22 protein-coding genes and 3 pseudogenes are annotated in these 23,700 nt (G+C 47.2%); 15 read left to right on the top strand and 10 right to left on the bottom strand.

The features are described from left to right. The first annotated feature begins 199 nt into the window (after positions 1-199). The 3 genes from JCM10914_RS15795 to JCM10914_RS15805 all read left to right on the top strand — a co-directional run bounded on the left by JCM10914_RS15795 (position 200) and on the right by JCM10914_RS15805 (position 2,960). Positions 200-1,465 (top strand): MFS transporter, encoded by a 1,266-nt coding sequence (locus tag JCM10914_RS15795; RefSeq protein ID WP_370570260.1) that lies wholly within the window; start codon positions 200-202, stop codon positions 1,463-1,465. 95 nt (positions 1,466-1,560) lie between these two features. After that, positions 1,561-2,298: a trans-aconitate 2-methyltransferase gene (locus JCM10914_RS15800; protein WP_023962721.1), complete on the top strand. Its 738-nt coding sequence runs from the start codon at positions 1,561-1,563 to the stop codon at positions 2,296-2,298. Between the two features lie 164 nt (positions 2,299-2,462). Beyond that, positions 2,463-2,960: a DinB family protein gene (locus JCM10914_RS15805; RefSeq protein WP_023962723.1), complete on the top strand. Its 498-nt coding sequence runs from the start codon at positions 2,463-2,465 to the stop codon at positions 2,958-2,960. A 71-nt stretch (positions 2,961-3,031) separates the two neighbouring features. On the opposite strand, the gene thyX is transcribed toward JCM10914_RS15805, so the two are convergent. Then, a complete protein-coding gene (gene thyX, locus JCM10914_RS15810) occupies positions 3,032-3,733 on the bottom strand; it encodes an FAD-dependent thymidylate synthase (RefSeq protein ID WP_023962725.1) in 702 nt (233 codons plus the stop codon). Between the two features lie 103 nt (positions 3,734-3,836). Between thyX and JCM10914_RS15815 the strand changes: the two genes are divergently transcribed. Then, positions 3,837-4,436, top strand: coding sequence for a DJ-1/PfpI family protein (locus JCM10914_RS15815; protein WP_023962727.1), 600 nt, complete (start codon positions 3,837-3,839; stop codon positions 4,434-4,436). A gap of 121 nt (positions 4,437-4,557) precedes the next feature. Here JCM10914_RS15815 and JCM10914_RS28930 read toward each other — a convergent pair whose 3' ends face one another. Both JCM10914_RS28930 and JCM10914_RS15820 read right to left on the bottom strand, forming a co-directional pair. After that, positions 4,558-4,698 carry a hypothetical protein gene (locus tag JCM10914_RS28930; protein WP_156332325.1) on the bottom strand — a complete coding sequence of 47 codons (141 nt, stop codon included), beginning with the start codon at positions 4,696-4,698 and terminating at the stop codon, positions 4,558-4,560. Between the two features lie 88 nt (positions 4,699-4,786). Then, positions 4,787-5,341: a TetR/AcrR family transcriptional regulator gene (locus JCM10914_RS15820; RefSeq protein ID WP_023962729.1), complete on the bottom strand. Its 555-nt coding sequence runs from the start codon at positions 5,339-5,341 to the stop codon at positions 4,787-4,789. A gap of 182 nt (positions 5,342-5,523) precedes the next feature. Between JCM10914_RS15820 and JCM10914_RS15825 the strand changes: the two genes are divergently transcribed. Beyond that, the gene (locus JCM10914_RS15825; RefSeq protein ID WP_023962731.1) at positions 5,524-6,687 is read left to right on the top strand and encodes an MFS transporter; all 1,164 of its coding nucleotides are present in this window, start codon (positions 5,524-5,526) and stop codon (positions 6,685-6,687) included. Between the two features lie 292 nt (positions 6,688-6,979). Beyond that, positions 6,980-7,945: a helveticin J family class III bacteriocin gene (locus JCM10914_RS15830; RefSeq protein ID WP_036718535.1), complete on the top strand. Its 966-nt coding sequence runs from the start codon at positions 6,980-6,982 to the stop codon at positions 7,943-7,945. An 82-nt stretch (positions 7,946-8,027) separates the two neighbouring features. Here the strand turns inward: JCM10914_RS15830 and JCM10914_RS15835 are convergent, their stop codons facing one another. Continuing rightward, a complete protein-coding gene (locus tag JCM10914_RS15835) occupies positions 8,028-8,588 on the bottom strand; it encodes a TetR/AcrR family transcriptional regulator (protein WP_158442474.1) in 561 nt (186 codons plus the stop codon). Positions 8,589-8,769: 181 nt separating this feature from the next. On the opposite strand from JCM10914_RS15835, the gene JCM10914_RS15840 reads away from it, so the two are divergent. Together JCM10914_RS15840 and JCM10914_RS15845 are read left to right on the top strand one after the other, a co-directional pair. Then, positions 8,770-9,741 (top strand): alpha/beta hydrolase, encoded by a 972-nt coding sequence (locus tag JCM10914_RS15840; RefSeq protein ID WP_023962736.1) that lies wholly within the window; start codon positions 8,770-8,772, stop codon positions 9,739-9,741. A gap of 104 nt (positions 9,742-9,845) precedes the next feature. Continuing rightward, the gene (locus tag JCM10914_RS15845; protein WP_023962737.1) at positions 9,846-10,826 is read left to right on the top strand and encodes an aldo/keto reductase; all 981 of its coding nucleotides are present in this window, start codon (positions 9,846-9,848) and stop codon (positions 10,824-10,826) included. Between the two features lie 108 nt (positions 10,827-10,934). On the opposite strand, the gene JCM10914_RS30505 is transcribed toward JCM10914_RS15845, so the two are convergent. Further along, positions 10,935-11,288, bottom strand: coding sequence for a hypothetical protein (locus tag JCM10914_RS30505; protein WP_023962739.1), 354 nt, complete (start codon positions 11,286-11,288; stop codon positions 10,935-10,937). Further along, complete coding sequence (locus JCM10914_RS30510) at positions 11,246-11,602, bottom strand: osmosensitive K+ channel histidine kinase KdpD (protein ID WP_023962741.1); 357 nt, start codon at positions 11,600-11,602, stop codon at positions 11,246-11,248. The genes JCM10914_RS30505 and JCM10914_RS30510 overlap by 43 nt, the downstream gene beginning before the upstream one ends. A gap of 354 nt (positions 11,603-11,956) precedes the next feature. On the opposite strand from JCM10914_RS30510, the pseudogene JCM10914_RS15855 reads away from it, so the two are divergent. Then, positions 11,957-12,784, top strand: a pseudogene (locus JCM10914_RS15855) (helveticin J family class III bacteriocin); the annotation flags it as partial. Between the two features lie 137 nt (positions 12,785-12,921). Here the strand turns inward: JCM10914_RS15855 and ureC are convergent. The 3 genes and pseudogenes from ureC to ureA all read right to left on the bottom strand — a co-directional run. Beyond that, on the bottom strand, positions 12,922-14,634 hold the full coding sequence (ureC, locus tag JCM10914_RS15860) for an urease subunit alpha (protein WP_023962745.1): 1,713 nt from the start codon (positions 14,632-14,634) through the stop codon (positions 12,922-12,924). Continuing rightward, positions 14,631-14,989, bottom strand: a pseudogene (ureB, locus tag JCM10914_RS30515) (urease subunit beta). The gene ureC and the pseudogene ureB overlap by 4 nt, the downstream one beginning before the upstream one ends. After that, positions 14,975-15,271: pseudogene (gene ureA / locus JCM10914_RS30520) on the bottom strand (urease subunit gamma); the annotation flags it as partial. The pseudogenes ureA and ureB, both read right to left, overlap by 15 nt. A 321-nt stretch (positions 15,272-15,592) precedes the next feature. Here ureA and JCM10914_RS15870 point away from each other — a divergent pair. From JCM10914_RS15870 to JCM10914_RS15885, 5 genes are all read left to right on the top strand, one after another. Then, entirely contained in the window at positions 15,593-16,375 is a 783-nt protein-coding gene (locus JCM10914_RS15870; RefSeq protein ID WP_023962749.1) for a DUF3889 domain-containing protein, read from the top strand. A gap of 178 nt (positions 16,376-16,553) precedes the next feature. After that, positions 16,554-17,768, top strand: coding sequence for a histidine kinase dimerization/phospho-acceptor domain-containing protein (locus JCM10914_RS15875; RefSeq protein ID WP_231638675.1), 1,215 nt, complete (start codon positions 16,554-16,556; stop codon positions 17,766-17,768). Continuing rightward, positions 17,737-18,114, top strand: coding sequence for an ATP-binding protein (locus JCM10914_RS30525; protein WP_023962753.1), 378 nt, complete (start codon positions 17,737-17,739; stop codon positions 18,112-18,114). The genes JCM10914_RS15875 and JCM10914_RS30525 overlap by 32 nt, the downstream gene beginning before the upstream one ends. A 69-nt stretch (positions 18,115-18,183) precedes the next feature. Then, a complete protein-coding gene (locus tag JCM10914_RS15880) occupies positions 18,184-19,437 on the top strand; it encodes a multidrug effflux MFS transporter (protein ID WP_023962755.1) in 1,254 nt (417 codons plus the stop codon). A 142-nt stretch (positions 19,438-19,579) separates the two neighbouring features. Beyond that, entirely contained in the window at positions 19,580-20,503 is a 924-nt protein-coding gene (locus JCM10914_RS15885) for a VanW family protein (protein ID WP_231638676.1), read from the top strand. Positions 20,504-20,593: 90 nt separating this feature from the next. Here the strand turns inward: JCM10914_RS15885 and JCM10914_RS15890 are convergent, their stop codons facing one another. After that, a complete protein-coding gene (locus tag JCM10914_RS15890) occupies positions 20,594-21,790 on the bottom strand; it encodes a cytochrome P450 (protein ID WP_023962759.1) in 1,197 nt (398 codons plus the stop codon). Positions 21,791-22,015: 225 nt separating this feature from the next. Between JCM10914_RS15890 and JCM10914_RS15895 the strand changes: the two genes are divergently transcribed. Next, complete coding sequence (locus JCM10914_RS15895) at positions 22,016-23,659, top strand: extracellular solute-binding protein (RefSeq protein WP_023962761.1); 1,644 nt, start codon at positions 22,016-22,018, stop codon at positions 23,657-23,659. The last annotated feature ends 41 nt before the right edge of the window (positions 23,660-23,700 follow it).

Raw genomic sequence — 23,700 nt, forward strand, 5'->3', positions numbered from 1 at the left:
CCGCTTAAATTCCGAAGAACGCCACGAAAAGCAGCATATACGCTGCTCCCTTTTTCTCATGGTCTCTATAAGGAGCAAACAATAAGAATTATGTTGTTACTTCCCGTGGTAGGATAACTCTGTTCGCGCGCGCAAAGAATACCATAGGTGGATTGATCATAATACTGAATAGCAGTTAATTAAACGGAAGGGACAAAGAATGATGACAGCAAACGAGGATAGTAAGATGGAGCATTGGAAACGAGACATCATCCTATTTATGAGCAGCCAGACACTCTCGCTGTTTGGTTCAGCTTTAGTGCAGTATTCCATCATGTGGTATATCACGCTTTCAACCCAGTCAGGCATCATGATGACACTATACATTATTTGCGGGTTTATCCCAACGTTTCTGTTATCACCGTTTGCAGGTGTATGGGCAGACCGCTTCAACCGTAAGAAACTGATTATGATTGCGGATGGGATGATTGCTGTCGTCACGCTGATTCTGGCCATTACGTTCTTGCTCGGTTACGATGCGATATGGTTGCTATTCGTCATTGCTGCGGTACGCGCCCTCGGAGCAGGTATCCAGACCCCTGCAGTCGGGGCAATTCTGCCCCAGATTGTGCCGCAAGATAAGCTAACGAGAGTCAACGGCATTAATGGCAGCTTACAAGCACTCACCATGTTTGTTGCTCCGATAGTTAGCGCAGCGCTGCTTACAATGGCAACCATTGAGATGATTTTTTTTATTGATGTTGTTACGGCAGCGATCGCGATTTTTACCTTGCTGTTTTTTCTTAAAATTCCACTGCATCAAAAAGCGGCAGACACCCAAACCACCGGGTATCTACACGACTTCAAGCAAGGGCTACAATACATCGGCCAACATGCTTTCTTGAAAACCTTTTTCATCTTCTTTGCATTTTTCTTTGTGCTTATGGCACCGGCTGCTTTTTTGACTCCGCTACAGGTAACTCGCAGCTTCGGAGATGATGTATGGCGTTTGACCGCGATTGAGATTGCGTTTTCGATCGGTATGATGGCGGGTGGGGCAATTATAGCTTCATGGGGCGGCTTTAATAATAAAGTGTATACGATGACGTTTGCCAGTCTCATCATGGGTGTATGTACATTCGCGCTCGGGGTTGTGCCTGTCTTCTGGATTTACTTGGCTGTGATGGCAGTGTTCGGCGTGGCGATGCCGATGTTCAATACACCGACAATGGTTCTATTGCAAGAGAAGGTGGATCCGAATTATCTTGGGCGTATTTTCGGCGTCTTTGGTATGATCTCGACGTCCATGATGCCCCTCGGCATGCTGATCTTTGGCCCACTTGCCGATGTGGTCCAGATCGAGTGGCTGTTGATCGGAACCGGGGTATTTATGTTCATCCTTGCCATCATTTTCTATCGTAACAAACGATTGGTCGAAGCGGGTATGCCATTGATAAAGGAAGAGTTGCAGGAAGAGCTGGTATAACAGCAACAGGAAAAAGTACTGACTTGACAGTTAGACCCCATTATAGATATTATAGATATGTTAAGTCTATAATTATTCGAGGGAGAATTCAATATATGAGGCAACATCAACATACAAATTCGGTTCCGAAGCTGGATTCAGGGATTTTGGCCTTGTTGCAACCAGAACCGGAAGAACGAATACTTGATATAGGTTGTGGCATGGGAGAATACATGGCAGGGATGGCATCTGCGGGTGCATTGCCAACGGGCATCGATCTCTCGGAGAAGATGTTGGAACGAGCGAGACTGAAATATCCCCACTTGGATTTTCAGATGAAGGATATTTGTCACTACCGAACCGAAGTACCCTATGATGCCGTATTCTCCAATGCTGTCTTGCACTGGATTCAGGATGCTCCTGCAGTTGCAAGATCGATCTGGCTCGCCCTGCGGGATGGCGGCCGGTTTGTGGCTGAATTTGCAGGCTATGGCAATGTTGGTGTACTTGTCGCCGCGATGAAGCAGGAGCTGATAGCAAGAGGCTACGAGTGGAAAGGGCGCAATCCGTGGTATCATCCCACCATCGGTGAATACGCCAGTCTACTGGAGCAGACCGGATTTCGGGTTGTGTTCGCGCAACACTTCGACAAGCCAACCGCATTGAAGGGGAATATGGGGGTTAAGGATTGGATGGACAGCTTTGCGCATTATTTTTTTCCTGATCTGAGTTCCACCGAGAAGATAGCGATCTATCAGGCCATTGAAGATCAGGTCAAGCCGCAGCTCTATCACGAGGGTCGATGGGTACTCGATACGAGCAGAATCCAGATCGTAGCCATTAAAGACATATGAGAGTGAAGTCGCCATACTGGCGGCTTTTTATTTTTACGTGAATGAAGGTAGCGGCGCCATTATATGTATTGGCATAAATCTCAGAAAAATATAGAATAAAACATTAAATTACATATATAATCAGAGGGATCATAATAAAATTTTGGCCTAAAGGCGGGGATCATGTGGATAAGTATAGACACCATTTAACCGTAACGAGAGAGCTTCTGTTACAGGAGATTTCATATCTCGATGATGATGTATTTAATCGTATATCGGAGCCTAATGCGTGGAGTATAGCCCAGATCAGCCAGCATCTATTGAAGACGGAAACCTTGTTCAGAAAAGCTATCCTACATGGACTTAAACAGAATAACGTATCCCAAACGGAGCGTAAGCCGATCGAAATCGTGTCTGATTTGTCAGTAAAATATCAAGCACCTGCGATAGCCGAACCGGATACGGGACCATTTCAAGTATCTCAAATCATATCATTGTTACATAACGCCAGACAGAAATTCATGGCTGTCCTAGATCAGATCGAGGATGTCTCCAAAATGAAGGCACTGGCTGTAAGTCATCCCAGGTTCGGTGATCTGCCATTGGATCAGTGGATTGAACTGCTGTACTTGCACGAGCAACGACATATCGAGCAGATTAAAGAGCGGAAAGCTCGAGACTGAAATACTGACTTATACATATATCAACTTACAATGCATAGAAGTCGCCAAACCGGCGACTTCTTGTGCTATCGTTATACGTCCGTAACTGGCGACTTAAGCAACTCGTCAATGGATACTGGGAATAACGGCTTAACTAATTCATAGACGGCCTTGGCGTAGAGCTGAATTTCGACTTGCGAGTCGTGAGCAAGCCTTTGATTCAGGAAATGGCACACCGATTGAAGGGAAGCTGTCCAATAATATGCGGTATACATGCCATAAGCCGAGGGAATAAGCAAGCGTGCTTGTTCGGGAGCAATGTTATTCGCCAGAGCCCACTCATAATCTTGTAGTCCTTGCTCGATTTGACGAAGCAAGCGCTGGGTTGCTTCGTGACCGATGGGTTCCGAGACGGGATCTCCACTGCCTTGCTTGGAATTCTCTGGTTTGCTTCTCCAGTCCTTTGGGTTCGGTATGTAGTTCTCTACATCTATCGTTATGTATCTGCGCGAGGCTTCATTCCAGGCATCCATCGTATGGTCGCTGCCAACGACATACTTCCAGTGTTGCCGTGCCACCATCAGCGGGCTGTATACTTCGAATTGAACTGTCGCATGACGAAATGGCGACATATGATCTTCCCGGGCAAGAAACTTGATTAGCTTGATATCATTGGGAGACAGTTCATGCGATTCTTTAGCATAAGATACCCTGGCACTATTCACGACGGATAAATCTCCACCCATGTGGTCGACAAGCCGAACGTATCCTTTATCCAGCACATTTATTTTCATATAACACCCTCCTGTAATTTCATCTTGATCTCATCAAAAATGATATCAAATATTGTTTAAGTTTCATAGTTTAAGAGACCAATCGATAGAGAGGGGCAAGCATATGCGAATCGGTTTTGTATTATTTGACGGCATGACAATGATGGACCTTGCCGGATTCTATGAGGCCATTACCTGGCTGGGCATATTGAAAGCCAAAGAAGACGTGAGCTGGAGCTTCTGTGCCGATAAGGCGGAGGTGACGGATGACCGTCACTTAAAGTTGAAGGCGGACGAGGTGCTGCGGAATCTGGGAGCGTTTGATTTAGTGTTTTTGCCAGGCGGGATGACGACAAGAAAGCTTCGCTATGACGAAGATTTTATGCAATGGATTCGAACCGCGAAAGACGTTCCTTATAAAGTATCTGTATGCACCGGTGCTTTGCTGTGGGGAGCAGCCGGCGTATTGGCAGGCAAGAAGGCGACAACAAACGCGGCGGCCTACGATTTATTGGCTCCATACTGCTCGGAAGTCATTCCAGCCCGTGTCGTTCGGGATGGGTCGGTTATTACGGGTGGCGGCGTTACAGCTTCAATTGATCTGGGCCTGTACATGGTAGAGATGTTGACGAGTACGGAAACGGTTATTCAAGTACAGAACAAACTGGAGTATCCATATTATCAGCCTGGGCGCTTGAGTGACGTCTATACGCGGACGGTGTAGCCTCATATCATTTTCGTTATACTTGTTCTCTCCCATCCACGCAAAGAAGTCCCCATCCTCCTCAGAGGACGGGGACTTCTTTGCCGCGTTAAAAAACATGTATGTACGTCTTGAGGTAACTTTACGGTTTGACCGTGCCTGTTTGACGATCAGATAGTACGCTGAATCCTGGTTCGTCTGCTGCGGCAACAGGAGATGAGTAAGCAGATAAGGACAATGTGAGGAATACAGCTGCAAGTAATGCAACGGTACTTTTCTTCATAGATAAACCTCCTTTCAATGGGATTATATTCCATAAATATTATAAACGACAACGCTCACATTATCCACTGATATATGAATGAGACGAGTTAAACCACTTCCACGATCCGTTTTAACAGGATCCCGACTTGGTTGGCCATGTCCTGCGGCGGATGAGGCATTTGATTGGTAATCCACCATTCCACGCTACCTGCGTAAGCGGTCGCCATAAACCGCAACATGACCTCTTCATCCAAATCGCGATTCTTATCTTCAGAGATATCGACTTCATCCTTAAATTCCTGGATTAGAAACTCTTGAAATCGATTTCGAAATGAAGGGGCTCCTTTGCTTGCTAACATCGTTGCGAAGAATAAATAATTTCGCTCGAAATATTCGAAAAGAACCTGAGTGGCTTCACTCCAATCCATTTCGCAAGCCCATGTGCATATTTCCTGCATCTGCTTGATATGTTCTTCTATGAGCTTATCCAGCAGGTCATATTTGTCTTGATAATGAAGATAGACCGTTCCTCTATTTACGTTGGCCTTGTCGGAAATGTCCTGGATGGTAATGCCATCGAACGGTTTCTCCGACATTAATTCGATCATTGCTGTTTGGATCGCATCCTGGGTTTTCAGTATTCGCCGATCGACTTTGGTCATATGCAAGCTCACCGCCAATTCTACATATTCAACAGATTTAACGATATTGATCAATAAACAACAAAGGACGTTCAAATAACCATTGAAGATCGCATCGTACTTTTTATAATAGTAAACACGTGTTGGATAATCAACTTGTATTGAATCTGACACTGTCGGAATGAAGGGAAGGAGAAGATGGGATGGAACGTCTGTGGACGAAGTCATTCATATTGATGACGGTGGGGACGCTTTTTTTATTTAATGCTTTCTATATGCTCTATCCAACGCTTCCACTGTTCATCAAGCAGTTGGGTGGCAATGAAGCACAGGTTGGACTATCGATGGGGGTGTTTATGTTGACATCTGTACTGGTACGCCCCATTGTGGGCGGGTTATTGGATCGTTACGGTAGAAGAGTGTTTATCGTGGCTGGATTGCTGCTATTCGTGGCGGCGATGTATTTATACAACTGGGTCGGAGCAATCGTCACGCTTATGGGACTTCGCGTATTACACGGGCTAAGCTGGGCGGTTTCGTCAACTGCCATCAACACCGCCGTTACGGATATGATTCCGGCTGCACGCCGTGGCGAAGGAATGGGATGGTTCAGTACATCTATGACGTTGGCGATGGCTTTCGGTCCCATGGTGGGTATATGGATTATACAGGATTTCTCATACTCAGTATTGTTCTACCTTGCTGTCATGCTCTCCGTCGCTGCACTCGTCCTTACATTTGGCGCGAAGATGCCTTTCCGACCACAATCAGGCAAGCAAAAAATCGAGTTGTTCGAAAAATCCATCTTGCCCATCTCTGCATCGGTCTTTCTCATGTTCTTCGCTTATGGGGGGATCACCACGTTCATTCCGCTGTTCGCGGATTCAATTAGGGTGAATTCAGGGGTGTTTTTCTTGGCTTTCGCGGGTACGCTTGCGCTCAGTCGTCCTGTTTCGGGCAAGCTCGCGGATCGGTATGGCGAGGTAGCGGTGATTGTGCCCGCGCTCGTGATTACCATCCTGGCTTTACTCTCATTAAGCTTATCCAGCGGTTTGGTCGGCGTATTAATATCGGCTATCCTGTATGGAATCGGATTCGGTTCTGCGCAGCCGGCTCTCCAGTCTGCGACGATTCGATTGTCGCATCCCGAGCGCAAAGGTATTGCGAACGCTTCTTTGGCCACGGCCAACGATCTGGGAATTGGACTCGGTGCAATCATTCTCGGCTGGGTATCGCAATATACAAGCTATTCGTTCCTGTTTGTTGTCAGTGCAGTGAGCGTTACGCTTTCGATTCTGGTGTTTGTGTATCTTGTTCGTCATTCGCTCAAGAGAAATCACACGACCGAAATAGATCGGACGATGTAAAAGACGACGGATTTTAATCCTAATTTTGCACTTTTCATATTGTATTCGTTTCATTCCATTGCAGTGGTTTATGATTTAAGTATAGAGGGGGAATTAGCACTATATGGAAGCTAGAAAACTAGTAAAATAGAACAATTTGCAATAGTAGGGATAATCATGCATTACATATCGTGGTAATATAAAGTAAAATAAATGGTAGATTTTGTGTGGGGGTGATGCGGATCAGTGTTGATGTCAACCATACTACAATGATGGAGGTATCGTTATGAATCAACTTCACGTGCGGAACCCTATGAAACGAAAGTTCAAGCTCGGGGCATCGGTTGCCCTCGCTCTGCTTCTGTTTGCCATGTCAGCTTTCCCGGCATTTGCCGCTACGCCTCAGAAAACAGTGAACGCATCAGCCACGCTGGCTTATAATATCAAAGGACTCAAGCATAATGTTGCTGTACAGAAAGCCTATATTGCAGATAAGTATCTCTATGTGACACAACGTTCGGGCGGGACTTGTTATCTATCCAGATTGCTGATGGAGGGTAATAACGCAACGTACGTGGATGAGATGACCGTCACCAACACCGGTCATTGCCAGACACTGGATATGTACACGTATAACGGTGTGAACTATTTCTACTTCAGCTCCAAAGCTGATCCATCAACGAACTATTACTGGTCGCTTCAGGTAGCCAGACTCCAGTATTCGGCTGGTAAGACCGTAGATTATACTTCACTGCCGCGGTTCACCTATATGAATTATGCGAATAAGACCGGCGCCAGATTGGGTGACACGTACCGTGTAGACGGAGGGGGTAACAGCACGCATACGTTCTTCCGTGTTCAGACGAAGGAAGGCACGGTTACCTGGTCGATCTATGATACGGTAGCCTTGAACAAATTGCTTGATAATAACGAGATGGTACGCATGGACAGCGCGGCCGCCGTGAAGGCGAACGTAACCAGCTTTACGCAGTCGGGCAGTAATATCATCAGGCCGAATGGATCGTTCCAGGGCGCTGACATGCTGGGCAGTACCGAAATTTACACCTCTGGAGGTGCAGATGGAGATACTCCACAGATCGCATATATCTCCAACACCGGAGTTTACAAGACACTCGTGAATATTACGAATGTAGGCAAACGTGAGATCGAGGGTGTGCAGACGAAGAACGGTAACGTGTACTTCACGATCGTCACAGATCCGGTCAACAAGAAAGATACGCAAAAAGTGTACTATGTTCCTAACAGCATTTTTAAATGAGCTGTTTCTGATTTCGATAGCGCCATATGTTTTATCATAGAACACCCGGCAAATGCCGGGTGTTTTTACAATGCGCTGACTATTATGATAGGAAAGATTGCTCAACCGAGCGAGTAGCTTGATCAATAAACTCCGAAATTTGTTGAGGGCTCTGACTCATCCCTGTTCGAACCCAATCTGCAATAATCGCTGCACTGCCACTGGCGATAAATGAATATAGCGTTTCCAGCGTATCAACAGGCAGATGCGGCGCATACTCTTTCCAAGCTGCAATGCTTCGATCATGCAATATATAAATGACGCGCTTCAAGTAATCGCCATTCCCGTGATCCGAGAACAAGATGGCACACAAGTCTCCATTCGCAGCGATATGCTCGCAGATCTCAAGTAAAGATCCGTGATCGATGCCCACCATGAATGAACGTTCAATTACGCCCCGGATGACTTCGAAGAAAGATTCTTCAATGCTGGATAGCAGATGCAGCGGCGAGTCGTAATGCGTATAGAACGTATTTCGATTCAGGTCGGCATGCTTGCATAGCTCCGTCACCGAGATTTTGTTGATCGGCTGATCCTTCATAAGGGTTAACAAGCTTTCTCTCAGGACCATTTTGGTATATAGAATGCGGCGATCTTCTGGCATGTTGTTCATTAAACCTCCTAATGTTTATACAAGATTCGAACGTGAATATGGAAAAAGCAGACAGATACTAAAGATTCGTTCGATAACTATCATTATTTATCGAACTGCCTGTTGATTAACTAACACAGTGTTAATATAATGTATTCAAATTTCGGAATCAATCCACTTGAGGAGGGCGCATATGAAGGTCACCTATACCATGATAGATAAAGAGCTAAGATTGAGAGGAAGGCTGCTGAATCTCTTACTCAAGAGTTCAAGTGAAGCCAAATTCATCAAGACGATGCACAATCGACAAAAACAAAGCGACAGTCGGAAAGGGAAGCACATGGACGGATTAAACTGCCGTGAGGAATGGATCGAACGCAAGGACGGCTCCAAACTGCGGCTGCTGGTTTATGAACCATTGCAATCCAACCACGAGGTTCCGGGTGTGCTATGGCTTCATGGCGGCGGATACGCACAAGGCATACCCGAGATGTTCGAGCATACGTACAAAAGATTGATGGATACCCACAACTGCGTGATTGTCGCACCGGACTATCGCTTATCGATTGAGGCTCCCTATCCGGCGGCACTGGAGGATAGCTACGATGCGCTATTATGGATGAAAGAGCAAGCCGAAGAACTTGGCATTCGTGATCATCAGATTATGGTCGGCGGGGAAAGCGCCGGCGGGGGCTTGACGGCAGCCCTTACGCTGTACGCCAGAGATCGAGGGGAAGTGAATATCGCTTTTCAAATGCCGTTATATCCGATGCTGGACGACAGGATGATTATGGAGTCCTCAAAGGATAATCATGCTCCCATCTGGAATTCGGAGATGAACCAGTGGGCCTGGAAGCTCTACCTTGGAGATCAATATGGATCTGAGGTTTCTCCATATGCCGCTGCTGCCAGGGCAACCGATTATTCGGGGCTTCCGCCTACGGCGACCTTTGTCGGTGATATCGAGCCGTTCCGAGATGAGACGATGGAGTATGTGAAGCAACTGCGGTCAGCCGGAGTGCCGGTTGAATTTGAGTTATACCCCGGTTGTTACCATGGCTTTGATATCATTCATCCGCAGGCGAAGGTGAGTCAAGACGCGATTTCCTTCTTTTTGAAGTCGTATGCTTATGCGGTAGAGCATTATTTTGCTGAACAATCATAGATTTATACAATAATATCAGCCTACCCTGTTGACTTGGAGTTAACTCCAAGTGTCATAATAGCGAATATCTGTAGTATCAGACTTATGAGGAGAGGTGCTTACTTATGGAATATGTGAAGCTTGGTAACTCTGGGTTGGATGTTTCGCGGTTATGTCTCGGTTGTATGGGTTTCGGCGAAGCAGGGCGCTGGATCCATCCATGGGTCATGAATGAAGAGAACAGTCGTGCCGTTATTCAGAAAGCGCTGGAACTGGGCATTAATTTTTTTGATACGGCGAATGTCTATTCGGATGGAACAAGTGAAGAGATTGTTGGACGCGCCCTTAAAGACTTCGCCAACCGAGACGAGATCGTCATTGCAACGAAGGTTCACTTCCGCATGCACGAAGGACCGAACGGTGCCGGATTATCGCGCAAGGCCATTATGAGTGAGATCGATAAGAGCTTGAAACGTCTCGGAACAGATTATGTCGATCTGTACCAGATACATCGCTGGGACTACACTACGCCGATTGAAGAGACGATGGAGGCGCTGCATGATGTCGTGAAGGCCGGAAAAGCCAGGTACATTGGTGCTTCCGCCATGTATGCCTGGCAGTTCCTGAAAGCGTTACACGTAGCGGATGATCACGGTTGGACCCGCTTTATCTCGATGCAGAACCATCTTAACCTCATCTATCGTGAAGAGGAGAGGGAAATGTTGCCGCTCTGCAGGGAGGAGAAGATCGGCGTCATTCCGTACAGCCCGTTGGCAGGTGGAAGATTGACTCGCGACTGGCAGGAATCAACGCATCGCGCTGAGACTGATCAAACCGCCAAGTCCAAATACGATGCCACTGCAAATACCGATCGTGTCATCGTGGATCGCGTTTCGGAGATTGCAGAACGCCATGGTGTGCCGCGGGTTCAAGTTGCACTGGCGTGGTTGCTGCAGAAGCAGCCCGTAACCGCACCCATCATCGGGGCTACGAAGATATCGCATCTTGAGGCTGCAACAGCAGCTCTTAACGTTACGTTAACGGCGGAAGAGATCGCATCGCTGGAGGAACCTTACGTTCCGCATCCCGTGGTAGGGGCGCTGTGATCTGATCGGTAAGGGTAGCGTGATATCGGATACGAAGTAAGATGTTATATATATCTAGAAGAAGAACCCTCCGCAGCGGAGGGTTCTTTCTAACAGAGGAAGAAAATCTTAATTAGGGTTTTGATTAATCAATGCTTGTATCATGCTCGAATCAAGTATTTTGCCGTGATGTACTTTTACATATTTATGCCCGTCACGTACGGATATTTTGAGCAAACCAGTATCAAAATCGGTGTTAAGTTCTTTGAAGAACAGTCCTTCTGCAACGGATTGACTTTTGGAATCTACATTATTATTAATAATGTAGTCTGAATCTTTTTGAAGGATAGACACACGAATGCCCCGTTCATGTGTATCGATCAGTCGGTTATCAATTCGCTGCACTGCCACGATATGCAGATCGGTTTCCCCGATTTGCTTCAACAACTCATTAACGAATGAACCTGTCTGATTTCTTGCCATCTCGTTTTACACGTTTGACCGATGATCAACTGCGTGATTTGGTGAACCGCTGCCGTCTCTGCGATGATCTGCGAAGCTTTTCGCTGATTGTCAGATTGGGTGATGAACGTTGCTCCAATTGCTTCACATTGCATTTTCCATTCGGCGATATATTGTTCCTGATCCTGATCTAGTTCATTCTCGCGGAGTGGAATAACGCTTAATACATATAAGGGACAGTGGAGCAAGCTTGCCAATTCTCCACCTCGGCGAATCAATCGTTCTCCATTGGGACCGTAATACACGCAGACCATTATTTTCTCGTTATTAACCATGATATCATCCTTTCAACTATCATTATTCCCCAAATAGCAAAAAACTTGGGTGCTAAGATATACTGCTTCCAAGCTTGGGCATGCAATCTTAACAGGCAACATAAACATAATGAAATATATTCCAATTTAAAAGCGGACGATATATTATGAATATGTAATTTATTTATTCTATCATGAAGGGGGAATATTAAGAAATCATAGTATGGAATTACCTCATGGCATCAATGTTAAAACAGTGTACGTAACACATTTTTGCTAAAGTATCATACTTAACGGAGGTATCCATATGTACCCATTGCAAGCATTGGGCATTACAGGACGTCAATTTAAACTCATCACGACATGGATTTTGCTATCGCCGATAAGTATCTATATGTAACGCAGCGTTCAGGTGGAACATGTTATCTTTCCAGATTGCTTATGGAAGGGAACGACGCCACCTACGTTGATGAAATGACGGTCACGAATACCGGCCATTGCCAGACACTGGATATGTACACGTATAACGGCGTTAATTACTTTTACTTCAGTTCCAAGGCAGATCCTTCAACGAATTATTATTGGTCGCTCCAGGTGGCAAGACTGCAATATGCAGCGGGTGCGACGGTTGACTATACCGACCTTCGCCGGTTCACTTATTTGAATTACGCGAATAAGACTGGCTCGAGGTTTGGTGAGACGTATCGGGTAGATGGCGGCGGTAACAGTACGCACACGTTCTTTCGCGTCCAAACTGCGGAAGGGACGGTAACTTGGTCAATCTATGATACGGTGGCACTGAACCAACTGCTGGATAACAATCAGATGGTGCAGATGGACAGCGCTGGGGCGGTGAACGCCGCGCTCACCAGCTTTACGCAATCCGGCAGCAGTATCATCAGGCCGAATGGATCATTCCAAGGGGCTGATCTGCTGGGCAGTACGGAAATCTATACATCAGGCGGTGCTGAAGGAAATACACCTCAGATTGCGTATATCTCCAATACCGGAGTCTATAAAAGCTTGGTGAGCATCACGAATGTTGGCAACCATGAAATCGAGGGTGTACAGACCAAGAACGGCAATGTATACTTTACGATCGTTACAGATCCTGTCAATAAAAAAGATACACAGAAGGTATATTATGTGCCGGATAGCGTGTTTAATAATAGCAGATCATGTGATTTATTTAAGGATTTTTGATCGCATCCGTTCCAGAATGCTCTCTCAGCGCTCACGGAGACCTTATACGGAGTGTTGGATAATAGAAGGAAGGGCCACCCCAGGATCATAGATCTTGGGGTGGCCCTTCATGGAGTGGAGGGACAAACATTGAAGAACTATACTAAAAAATACCGTTGGGATAGCGGCAAGTAAGAAGAAGGGAGACTCGTCAGTTTCTCACCATTGACCGTAACCACGTAGGTTACTGGATCGACTCGGATATCTGGTGTTGCGCTGTTATGAATGAGATCGGCTTTGCGAACGGTACGGCAGTTGTGAACAGGCAGGAGCTGCTTGCGCAGACCTAGCGGATCGAGTGTGCCCATCTCTAAGGATGATTGAGAGACGAATGTCGCGCTTAACGAAGTCTGCGCACCGCCGTAGCTTGCGAACATTGGGCGGTACATGTAAGGCTGCGGGGTCGCGATCGATGCGTTCGGATCACCCATGACCGCGTGCACAATCATGCCACTCTTGAGCACGATCTCGGGCTTGGCGCCGAAGAAGGCGGGTTTCCAGAGAACGAGATCTGCCATCTTACCAACTTCGATGGAGCCTACATAGTCCGATATACCGTGTGTTATGGCAGGGTTGATCGTGTATTTCGCGATATAGCGCTTAATCCTGAAGTTGTCTGACTTCGCATCGGTTTCAAGCGATCCGCGTTGCTGTTTCATTTTATCTGCCGTTTGCCATGTACGAATGGCAACTTCCCCGACACGTCCCATAGCTTGAGAGTCGGAACTGGTCATGCTGATTGCGCCGATGTCGTGAAGTATATCCTCTGCGCCAATGGTCTCCGAACGGATGCGGGAAGCCGCGAAAGCGACATCCTCCGGTATGCGCGGATCCAGATGGTGACAGATCATGAGCATATCCAGGTGTTCGTCAACCGTATTAACCGTGTAGGGCATCGTTGGACTGGTAGAGGAAGGGAGGACATTGGGCATAGATGCGACACGCAGCAGATCCGGGGCATGACCGCCGCCAGCGCCCTCCGTATGGTACGTATGAATCGCCCTTCCATTAAAGGAGCGGAGGCTGTCTTCAACGAATCCCGCTTCGTTTAGCGTATCCGTATGAATGTTAACCTGTACATCCAACTCTTCCGCTACATTGAGACACTTATCGATGACATAAGGCGTGCTGCCCCAATCCTCGTGTATCTTTAATCCTGCCGCACCGGCATGCACCTGCTCGGCAAGAGCTTCAGGGCGACTGCTGTTGCCTCGGCCCAGAAATACCATATTGATTGGCAAGGCATCAGTGGCCTGCAACATCCGCTGCAAATTCCACACCCCGGAAGTACAGTTAGTCGCCAGCGTCCCTGTAGCAGGTCCGGTTCCACCCCCAACAAAGGTTGTAACCCCGCTCTGAAGAGCAATTTCCACTTGTTGCGGGCTGATGAAATGCACATGTGAATCGACCCCGCCTGCAGTGACAATCAGGTTCTCGCCGGAGATGACCTCCGTTCCGACACCGATAATCATGCCATCCGTTACACCATCCATCATCATGGGATTACCTGCCTTGCCGATTCCGCTAATGAGTCCGTCTTTAATCCCGATATCGGCTTTGACGATGCCCCAGGTATCGATGATAATGGCGTTGGTAATGACCAGATCGAGCACGCCTTCTGCACGGGTAGCCAGTGGATGCTGGCCCATCCCGTCACGAATGACCTTGCCTCCGCCGAATACACATTCATCACCGTATACGGTGTAATCTTGTTCGATCTCCAGCCAAAGCGACGTATCTGCCAGACGTACACGATCTCCGGTAGTTGGGCCGTACATGCTGGCATAAGTAGCGCGATCAATCTTCGTCATAAGCTCACCATCCCATTCGTTGTCCCGTTCGTTAACCCTGCAAAACCATGAATCTCACGGCTGCCGCCAATCTGCACCAGCACAATCTCCATCGTTGCGCCCGGCTCAAACCGGTGGATAAACCAGAAGCAATATCTAGTCGATACCCTTGTGTACCGTTACGATCAAACTGGAGCGCAGGATTGCATTCGTAGAAATGGAAATGAGAGCCTACTTGAATCGGACGGTCCCCAGTATTCGTGACCGTACGTATGATGCGCGGTCGATCAGGGACGAGTTCGATCGGTTCTTCACGCAGATCATATTCGCCTGCAACAATGCGTGAAGGCTGAGCACCTTGGATGGGATCGTGCACACTGACCAGCTTGGTGCCGTCGACGAAAGTCGCCTCGACCTGAACCTCGCTCAGGAGCTCGGCTACTCCGTCCATGACCTGTTCGGCGGACAGCACATGTTTCGCATCCTCCATGAGCTCGGCCACGGATTTGCCATCGCGCGCGCCTTCAACTACAAATCCGGAGATGAGTGCGGCTGCTTCAGGATAATTCAGTTTCAACCCTCGGGCCAATCGTTTCTGGGCAAGTTCAGACGCGAGAAAAAGCAATAATTTGTCTCTTTCCTGGTACGTAAGATGCATCCAAGTCACTCCTTCTTCATTGCTTTATGTTAGATATAATGACGCAAAAGAGTCTAACATGCTGCGTAATGATGTTTATTTTGGATAAATGTAGCATCTTACAGAATGACAGTCAACATATATGTCAGATATATTTACATAAGAATAACAGGTAAGGGAGGGTTATCGCAGTATGCCATAATCTTTATGATCCGTTTGTTCACAGTCTGTGTACTTTGCACAATTATTATCCAACCAATACCAGTCGGGAGAATAAGCGATTACCTCCCGGGCATCTTATAAACGGCTGGAAAAAGAAGGACACAGAAGGAGGATTTCGGCATGTGGCACAGTATTCTATTGACAGGAACTTTGTGGGTGGGTTCCTTGGTTGGGACAGTGCAGGGTAGCGTTCATCTTAATCCTGACATGCAGCAAGAGATGCTGGAAATCGGGGCACAAGGTATGGAGCATGCATTACGTGCGTGCGAGGACTATTTCGGAAAAGCAATCACACTACCACCTGCACTTCCTGGCGTTGCATTTACCCATGTTTTTGGCCGATGTTACGATCCAACTGATCCGCGACTGGACGCTCACCTGGAGATTGAGTATATGCATAAGAGTCAACCAGAGAATCATTATAGTCTGGAGTTATATCCAGCAGAGTATCACCAGCAACTAAGTTACTTGAAGTTCGAGGATGTGATGCTGGGGCACAATACGACTGCCAAATACTATAACGGGCCACTGAATACCATGAAGCTGCTCACGTTTAAAACAAAGGAGTGGCAATATGTACTTCATGCAGTGAATCTCCCTGAGAGCCGAATTAATCAAGCGGAATTAGTCTCTGTGGCGCAGTCTCTGCTAGAGCTAATTGACAGGAAGAGACCGCAGTCAGCCAAGTGGGGAGAAACAGCGATGAAGAGTGCGGGAAAGCATTATAATATGGAGGTTGTAGACTATTTGTATTCAGGTAGGTTTCGTGTTTCGCCACAAGTGGAAGAAGAGAGGTTTAAGCTCTGGTTGAGACAAGGAAGCTTGGAGCTTAGCGTGCATGTGACGGTTGTCTATGACCCCAATTCCGAACGATTGCTTCGCATCCGATATGAGGAGGTATGAGGAATTTAATGAATTCTCGGACGAAGCGTTTCATTCAATGAATTGGAAGATGAAGTAAATTTCTTCTGTTCATAAGCATCTGGATGGTGTACCATATTTGTTGAAACTTGCCACTTCCGTTTTTTCTACAATTTGTGCGCCAGTACATATCGATTTAGGAGTGATTTTGTTGCCATTCATGATCCTCAAGCTCCTATTTGTTCCATTGATATCGGTGTTTGTAATCAGTTCTTCCCTATACCTGCATGATTCAGATCGGCTTTATTGGATGGTTGTTACGGCGATACTCTTCAATGCATCCATCTTTCTCGACAAAAGGTATCCATGGATGAGATACATCCAGTTCATTTTCCTAGGCGCATTTCATTATACTACCGAGCTAAACTGGTGTATCTTACTATACTACATACTCATTATTAGCCAGATCTACAACAAGGATCGCATAAGAGAATCGATGCCGATCAGTTTCTTCATTATTCTACAATACTCCCTGATTCGACTCGCTTACTCAACCATTACGGGATATAACGTACTCGTTTCGGTATTCGATGGCTTGGCTTCCATCATTGTAGTGTTATCGTTTCATATCGTTAATCACTTGGAGTCGGAGAAGCGCAAATTGTACAAGCAGAACGATTATCTTACCTATCACGATTCGTTAACAGGGCTGCTGAACTACGAAGGATATTTGCAAAAGGTGCAGCATCTTATTGAAGTCAACAAACCGTTTCAACTCGTGCTGCTGGATATTAACAACTTTAAATCGTTAAATGCCAAGGATATTACGACAGCCAACGAAATATTGATTAATTTCTCACGCTCGGTACGCCGTTTGTTTCTGAATGATATGCTCGCTGCTTCTCGATACGCCGGCGACCGATTTGCAATACTGTTGCCTGAGCATGTGAATATCGACAGCAGCATGTTTAATTTTGAACGGATCGGCGTTCAGGTTACATACAGTATAACTTGCTATCCGCACGAGGCGATGACCTATCAGGAGATGATCAGCACGGCGGAAGAGCGTATATTCCAGATGCGTCGCAACACGTGGTTGCAAAGTCAGGAAGAGCTGATGAGGTCAGAGAAAATGAAGATGGTCGGGGAACTTGCAGCCGGCATGGCCCATGAAATTCGTAACCCTCTGACGTCCATTAAAGGTTTCATCCAGTTGTCCAAGAATCAAAGCTACAACATTCAGCCGTGGTACGAGGTCATTATGGGCGAGATCACACGAGTAGGGGAGTTGACCGCGGAATTTCTGCATTTCTCCAAGCCGCATGCCAGCAATATGAGGGCGGAATCGTTAAGGGACTGCGTGGCGCGCGTCTTCTCATTATGTGAGTCCGAAGCGGCATCACATGGCCATCTATTTACTCCAACACGGGGATGAAGCGATATATGTCATTATGGATCGTGACAAGATGATTCAAGTGCTTATTAATCTCATCCGTAATGCGTTCCAAGCGATGGACCAAACGGGGGCAGTTAAGCTTTCTTTACGCAAAGAGGCGTCAACGGCCATCGTTGAAGTGGAGGATACGGGGATTGGGATTGATCAAGAGAGTCTTACCCGGATATTTGACCCGTTTTATACGACGAAGGAAGAAGGAACCGGGCTCGGATTATCACTATGTCAAAAAATTGTCGAGGATCATGGGGGGCGTATTACGGTACAGAGCGAAAGAGGCGTGGGGACGACGTTCACGATATTCATACCGATTGCGGAGAAAAAATAGTTTGGCGTTCAACGTCAAATTATCCTATGATAGGTTAGGAATGTAACAAGAAAGGAAGTTGTACATCGGATGTCCTCACCTAACATTGAAGCCAGTTCGTCCTTGGTTCTGACTCGCAAAAAAAGGCTTCAGTTTGCCTTAATTCTTGGATCACTGTCTGCTTTTGGACCGTTATCCGTGGATATGTATTTACCTGCGTTACCGAAGTTGTCAGAGAGTCTCGGCTCGACGGCTTCGTTAACACAGCTCAGCTTGACAGCATTTCTACTTGGTTTAGCTTTAGGCCAACTTGTCGCCGGTCCGTTAAGTGATATCAAGGGAAGAAAAGGACCGTTGATAGTGTCCTTGGTTATTTATTCGATCGCTTCTTTATTATGTGCATTCGCACCGAGCATCTGGGTATTGGTGGCTCTTCGCTTCATTCAAGGCGCCAGTGGTGCAGCGGGCATCGTCATTTCAAGGGCGGTGGTACGGGATTTGTACACAGGTACCGAATTGACGAAATTCTTCACGTTGCTGATGCTGATTAACGGACTTGCACCAATCATCGCCCCTGTATTCGGTGCGTTCATCCTGAATTTCGTCTCTTGGCGCGGGGTGTTTGTCGTATTGTTCCTGATCGGACTGCTCATGCTTCTAGCCGTGATCGTTGGCTTACCGGAGACATTGGGGAAAGAGAAACGGGCAACGGGCGGAATGAAACAGACGTTCCAGACGTTTGGAATTCTGTTGAAGGATCGCGTATTTATCGGTTATGCCCTGTCCCAGGCGTTCGTATCGGCAGCGATGTTCGCTTATATCTCGGGGTCACCGTTTGTACTTCAGGATATATTCGGCGTCTCTCCGCAAGGCTACAGCTTATTCTTCGCCGTGAATGGCGTAGGGATCGTGCTGTTCTCTCAGGTAACCGGACGCTTGGTATCTCGTACAGGTGAAATAAAGCTGTTGACGACGGGGCTGATCATTGCAGCATTTGGCGGAACCTCACTGTTTATCATAACGCAGCTTGGTGGCGGATTGGTCCTGATCGCTCCGATGCTATTCCTCATCGTATCCGCTGTAGGCATGGTGAGTGCTACTACGACCTCGTTAGCGATGCAGAAGCAGGAAGCGAGAACCGCTGGCAGTGCTTCTGCGCTGCTGGGCTTGTTACCGTTGCTTCTTGGAGCGGCTGCCAGTCCACTAGTAGGTCTAGGTGACGGTACCACCGCGATTCCGATGGGGACCGTCATAGGAATCGCTGAATTGCTAGCGATCAGTTCGTTTGTGTTCCTCGTTCTGCCTGCTCGCCGCTCGGCTCGGCAAGGGGGAACCGTACATTAAAATCAGCCTGTACAGGATCAAACAACCCGCACTCCACCAGTGCGGGTTGTTTGATCTTGAATCCGCTTGAATGAATTTCCACTATTGCATTCATAATACCAGAGAGAGAAATTTGCGAAGTGGGTGAAGGATCTTGAAGTGGATGTCAGTGATTGGTCTATTGTTCTTACTTCTGCACCATACTGAACCGAATGATGATAGCTTAACCATCTTGCAGAACGGTCAGGTAATGACAAGCGTTGACCGGAGTGAGCATGCTATAGGCGTATTTCCGCTCCTGGATCTGGAGAAGTATCATCAGTGGGAGATTATGCTCGAGAAGAAGACGTATCGTGAGGCGAAAAATGCCATAATCGGCAGTGGTGGACAGATCGTACCGGGTGAGCAAGGGTATCGACTTGATCGGCGGAAGTTGCTTGAGCAGTACTATACGTTCTGGTATGGGGAGGGATCAACCGCGATAGAAGCTCCGATGTATCCGGTTCATCCTAAGGTAGATGCGGAGATTCTGGCTTCGATCCGGGTCAAGCCGATCGGATACTATGTTACTTATTTCAATTCCAATAACAAAAATCGTGCCCATAATATTGCATTGGCTGCGAAAGCGATTGACAGCGCCGTAGTGTTCCCTGGGGAAACGTTCTCCTTTAATCAAGTCGTTGGTATGAGGACGGTCGACAAAGGTTATAAACGGGCAGGTGTGATTGTAAGAGGTGAACTGTCCGAAGGCGTAGGAGGAGGGATATGCCAGGTATCTTCTACGTTGTTTAATGCGATTGACAGAGCGGGTCTACAGATCGTGAAGCGGTATTCACATAGTCGAAATGTCCCTTACGTTCTTTCAGGCCGCGACGCCACGGTCAGTTGGGGAGGACCTGACTTTGTGTTTGAGAATGCCTATAACCAGCCCATTCTGATCAGGGCGTATGGCAACGGGGGCAGAATGGCGGTATCCATCTTCTCGTCAGAGTCGATTGAGTACAAGCCGCGACATGTTCCGAGTATATCGAATCGGATACCGGAAGAGACGAAGGATGTTCGACATCAATCTGTTAATGGAAAATAAAAGTTGTATCAGCAATAAAAAAGCAACAGGATCCAAATATGGAGACTGTTGCTTTTTGCATCAAATGTTTACATAATATATGTTATGAAACTATTGCCGCGAAAGAGATAACGGTATCTCCTTAACGCCGCGCACGATCATGCCTGGCCGCCATTCCAGTCGGTCGACGGAGCTATGCAATTCCAGTTCCGGATATCTCCGAAGCAGGGTGTTAATCGCAATCTCGCCTTCCATTCTGGCAAGCGGGGCACCGAGGCATAGATGAATGCCTTTGCCAAAGGCCAGGTGCATGCTTTTGTCTCTCGTAATATCAAACAGATCAGGGTCATCGAATTGCTTCGGATCGCGATTTGCTGAATTCAGAGCAATGACAACCAGATCCCCTTTGTTCATATTCACCCCTCTAAACTCCAAGTCTTCGGCAGCCCAGCGCGAGGTACTGAACTCTACTGGACCGTTGTATCGCAGCATTTCCTCTATTGCTCCATGGATTAGTTCTGGCTGTTCTTGAAGCAGCGTCCGTTGCTCGGGGTGTTCTAGTAATGCGAGCAAGCCGTTGCCAATCAGGTTTACCGTGGTTTCGTGACCCGCAATAATCATGAGCGTCACAACACCATACAATTCCTGTTCAGATAAACGCTCGCCCTCTTCTTCAGCAATAACCAACTTACTGATCATATCGTCGCCTGGCTCTTTACGGACTTTGTCGAACCATTCATTCAGATAGGCGATGAATTCTTTCATATGGATCAGCACTTCTTCACTCGTCTCACGATTGGAAGCACTAATAATAGAGTTAGACCATTTCCGGAACTTATCTTGATCCTCAAGCGGCACGCCTAGAATTTCACTGATCACGATAATGGGGAGTTTAAAGGCATATTCATCAATAAGATTCATTGTATTCCTCGAACCGATATCGTCCAGCAGACGATTGGCTATGTCCTGAATATGATCACGCATGCCTTCAATTCGCTGCGGCGTAAATCCTTTCTGCACCAGTCCACGCAGGCGTTTATGATCCGGTGGATCGGCAAACAACATGTTGGTGCTGAAGACGCTGGCGTGCTGCTCTCCGTATGCCTTGGCAACATTCTTAGTAAATCGTCCATCCTTTAATGCGGCAACCGCATCGTCATAATTACTGATCAGCCAGCCGTAGCGGCCGTCGGGGAAATGCAGATTCATAATCGGGTCTTGCTGTCTGAGATTCTCGTAAACCGGATAGGGGTTCTGAGTAAATTCCTCGGTAAACAACGCATTTTTCAGAGATTCGTTCACATGCATGATGCTGGTCTCCTCTCAAAAATATAGATTCTTAACCAGTATAAGGGATTGATCAATGCGATGCCATGTCTCATTCTGAAACGGTCTATTGAATTGTAGAAATCGTCATTGTGTCGATAGGGAAATCAACATGGCTTTGTAGCTTTTGAGTATATCGCTAGTACCAGCCACTCCATTACGCTGTGATAGAGCACCACACATTTGAAAAGTTGGAGGGTTAGGTTCATGAGAAGAGTCATATCGACGAGTCTGATTATCATGTTATTAGGCACCATGCTCTTGGCGTGTTCATCCGGAGGCGGAGGTCAAGCGGGTGAAACCGGCAATGGAGAGGAAGGGACACAGCCAGGCAGTACCAATGAAGCGGAGGCGACCACCTATCCGATTCAGACGGATAAGAAGCTGACGTATTGGGGTGAGATTAACGGCAACCTGATAGGCGTCAAGAACTCACATAGCGAAGTTCCGTTCTTCCAGAACTGGCAAGAGAAGACGGGTGTACCGCTTGAGTTTACAGCTCCCACAACCGGCCAGGTCAGGGAATCTTTCAACGTAATGCTCGCTTCCGGCGATTTACCGGACATGATCGAATACAACTTCATTGGGGATTTCCCAGGTGGACCGGAGAAGGCCATTAATGATGGTTATATTCTGAAGCTGAATGATCTGATCGATCAGTATGCTCCCAATCTGAAGAAATATCTCGAGGAGAATCAGGACATCGATAAGATGGTGAAGACCGATAGTGGCAGCTATTATGTATTCCCGTTCATTCGCGGGGACGAGTATCTGCGCGTGTTCCAAGGTCCGATCATTCGCAAAGACTGGTTAGATGAGCTTGGACTGCCTATACCGGAAACGATTGAAGAATGGACAACGACCCTAAGAGCTTTTAAAGAGAAGAAAGGGGCAACGGCTCCATTCGCGGTAGTCAGCAAGCCGAGGTTCTTCAATGATTCGGGCAACGGTGCCTTTATCGGTGCCTTCGGAGTCAATCGTGGCTTCTATCAAGAAGATGGACAGATCAAATTCGGTCCGTCGGAAGCAGGGTTTAAAGAGTATTTGAAATTATTCCAGGATTGGTACAGCGAGGGTCTTATCGACAAGAACGTCGCTACAGCGGACACTAAAGCCATTGACGGCAATATGGCCTCTGGTGCTACAGGGGCAACGATCGGCAATGCAGGCGGTGGCATCGGGAAGTGGCAGCCGTTAGTGGAAGCGAACGATCCGGATGCCGTACTGGTAGCTGCGCCGTATCCGGTACTTAATAAAGGAGACATGCCGAAATTCGGACAGCTCAATCAAGGCTATGCCTCAGAAGGAACCGTTGCGATTACAACCGCTGCCAAGGACCCTGAGCTCGCGGTGCGAATGCTCGACTACGGATACAGCGAGGAAGGCCATATGTTCTTCAATTTCGGTGAAGAGGGTACCAGCTACAATCTGGAGGGAGAATATCCGAAATTCACGGAACTTCTCATGAACAATCCGGATAAGCTGGCACCGGCACAAGCGATCTCGCTTTATGCCAGAAGCAGTTACAACGGTCCGTTTGTTCAAGATAAACGTTATGCCGAGCAATTCTTTGCACTGGATACGCAGCGAGAAGCGATCGATGTCTGGAAGAGTACAGACGCGGCGAAATACAGCTTGCCACCTATCACGCCTACACCAGAGGAAAGCTCCGAATACGCAACGATTATGAACGATATTAATACACTCGTTGATGAGATGACGATCAAGATCATTCTCGGTAATGAATCTGTGGATCAGTTCGACAGTTATGTCGCCAAGATGAAGTCGCTTAAACTGGATCGTGCGATCGAAATCCAGACGGCAGCACTTGAACGCTATAACAACCGATAGGAATGCAGGGGGAGGGCGCTATATCTGCCCTCCTCATCTAG

The sequence above is a fragment of the Paenibacillus sp. JCM 10914 genome (assembly GCF_001315105.1).
GTDB lineage: Bacteria > Bacillota > Bacilli > Paenibacillales > Paenibacillaceae > Paenibacillus_AQ.

Coding starts and splice junctions, on each gene's coding strand:
- JCM10914_RS15795 (WP_370570260.1), top strand. CDS start 200: ATGATGACAGCAAACGAGGATAGTAAGATGGAGCATTGGAAACGAGAC.
- JCM10914_RS15800 (WP_023962721.1), top strand. CDS start 1,561: ATGAGGCAACATCAACATACAAATTCGGTTCCGAAGCTGGATTCAGGG.
- thyX (WP_023962725.1), bottom strand. CDS start 3,733: ATGAAAATAAATGTGCTGGATAAAGGATACGTTCGGCTTGTCGACCAC.
- JCM10914_RS15815 (WP_023962727.1), top strand. CDS start 3,837: ATGCGAATCGGTTTTGTATTATTTGACGGCATGACAATGATGGACCTT.
- JCM10914_RS28930 (WP_156332325.1), bottom strand. CDS start 4,698: ATGAAGAAAAGTACCGTTGCATTACTTGCAGCTGTATTCCTCACATTG.
- JCM10914_RS15820 (WP_023962729.1), bottom strand. CDS start 5,341: ATGACCAAAGTCGATCGGCGAATACTGAAAACCCAGGATGCGATCCAA.
- JCM10914_RS15825 (WP_023962731.1), top strand. CDS start 5,524: ATGGAACGTCTGTGGACGAAGTCATTCATATTGATGACGGTGGGGACG.
- JCM10914_RS15830 (WP_036718535.1), top strand. CDS start 6,980: ATGAAACGAAAGTTCAAGCTCGGGGCATCGGTTGCCCTCGCTCTGCTT.
- JCM10914_RS15835 (WP_158442474.1), bottom strand. CDS start 8,588: ATGCCAGAAGATCGCCGCATTCTATATACCAAAATGGTCCTGAGAGAA.
- JCM10914_RS15840 (WP_023962736.1), top strand. CDS start 8,770: ATGAAGGTCACCTATACCATGATAGATAAAGAGCTAAGATTGAGAGGA.
- JCM10914_RS15845 (WP_023962737.1), top strand. CDS start 9,846: ATGGAATATGTGAAGCTTGGTAACTCTGGGTTGGATGTTTCGCGGTTA.
- JCM10914_RS30505 (WP_023962739.1), bottom strand. CDS start 11,288: ATGGCAAGAAATCAGACAGGTTCATTCGTTAATGAGTTGTTGAAGCAA.
- JCM10914_RS30510 (WP_023962741.1), bottom strand. CDS start 11,602: ATGGTTAATAACGAGAAAATAATGGTCTGCGTGTATTACGGTCCCAAT.
- ureC (WP_023962745.1), bottom strand. CDS start 14,634: ATGACGAAGATTGATCGCGCTACTTATGCCAGCATGTACGGCCCAACT.
- JCM10914_RS15870 (WP_023962749.1), top strand. CDS start 15,593: ATGTGGCACAGTATTCTATTGACAGGAACTTTGTGGGTGGGTTCCTTG.
- JCM10914_RS15875 (WP_231638675.1), top strand. CDS start 16,554: ATGATCCTCAAGCTCCTATTTGTTCCATTGATATCGGTGTTTGTAATC.
- JCM10914_RS30525 (WP_023962753.1), top strand. CDS start 17,737: ATGGCCATCTATTTACTCCAACACGGGGATGAAGCGATATATGTCATT.
- JCM10914_RS15880 (WP_023962755.1), top strand. CDS start 18,184: ATGTCCTCACCTAACATTGAAGCCAGTTCGTCCTTGGTTCTGACTCGC.
- JCM10914_RS15885 (WP_231638676.1), top strand. CDS start 19,580: ATGTCAGTGATTGGTCTATTGTTCTTACTTCTGCACCATACTGAACCG.
- JCM10914_RS15890 (WP_023962759.1), bottom strand. CDS start 21,790: ATGCATGTGAACGAATCTCTGAAAAATGCGTTGTTTACCGAGGAATTT.
- JCM10914_RS15895 (WP_023962761.1), top strand. CDS start 22,016: ATGAGAAGAGTCATATCGACGAGTCTGATTATCATGTTATTAGGCACC.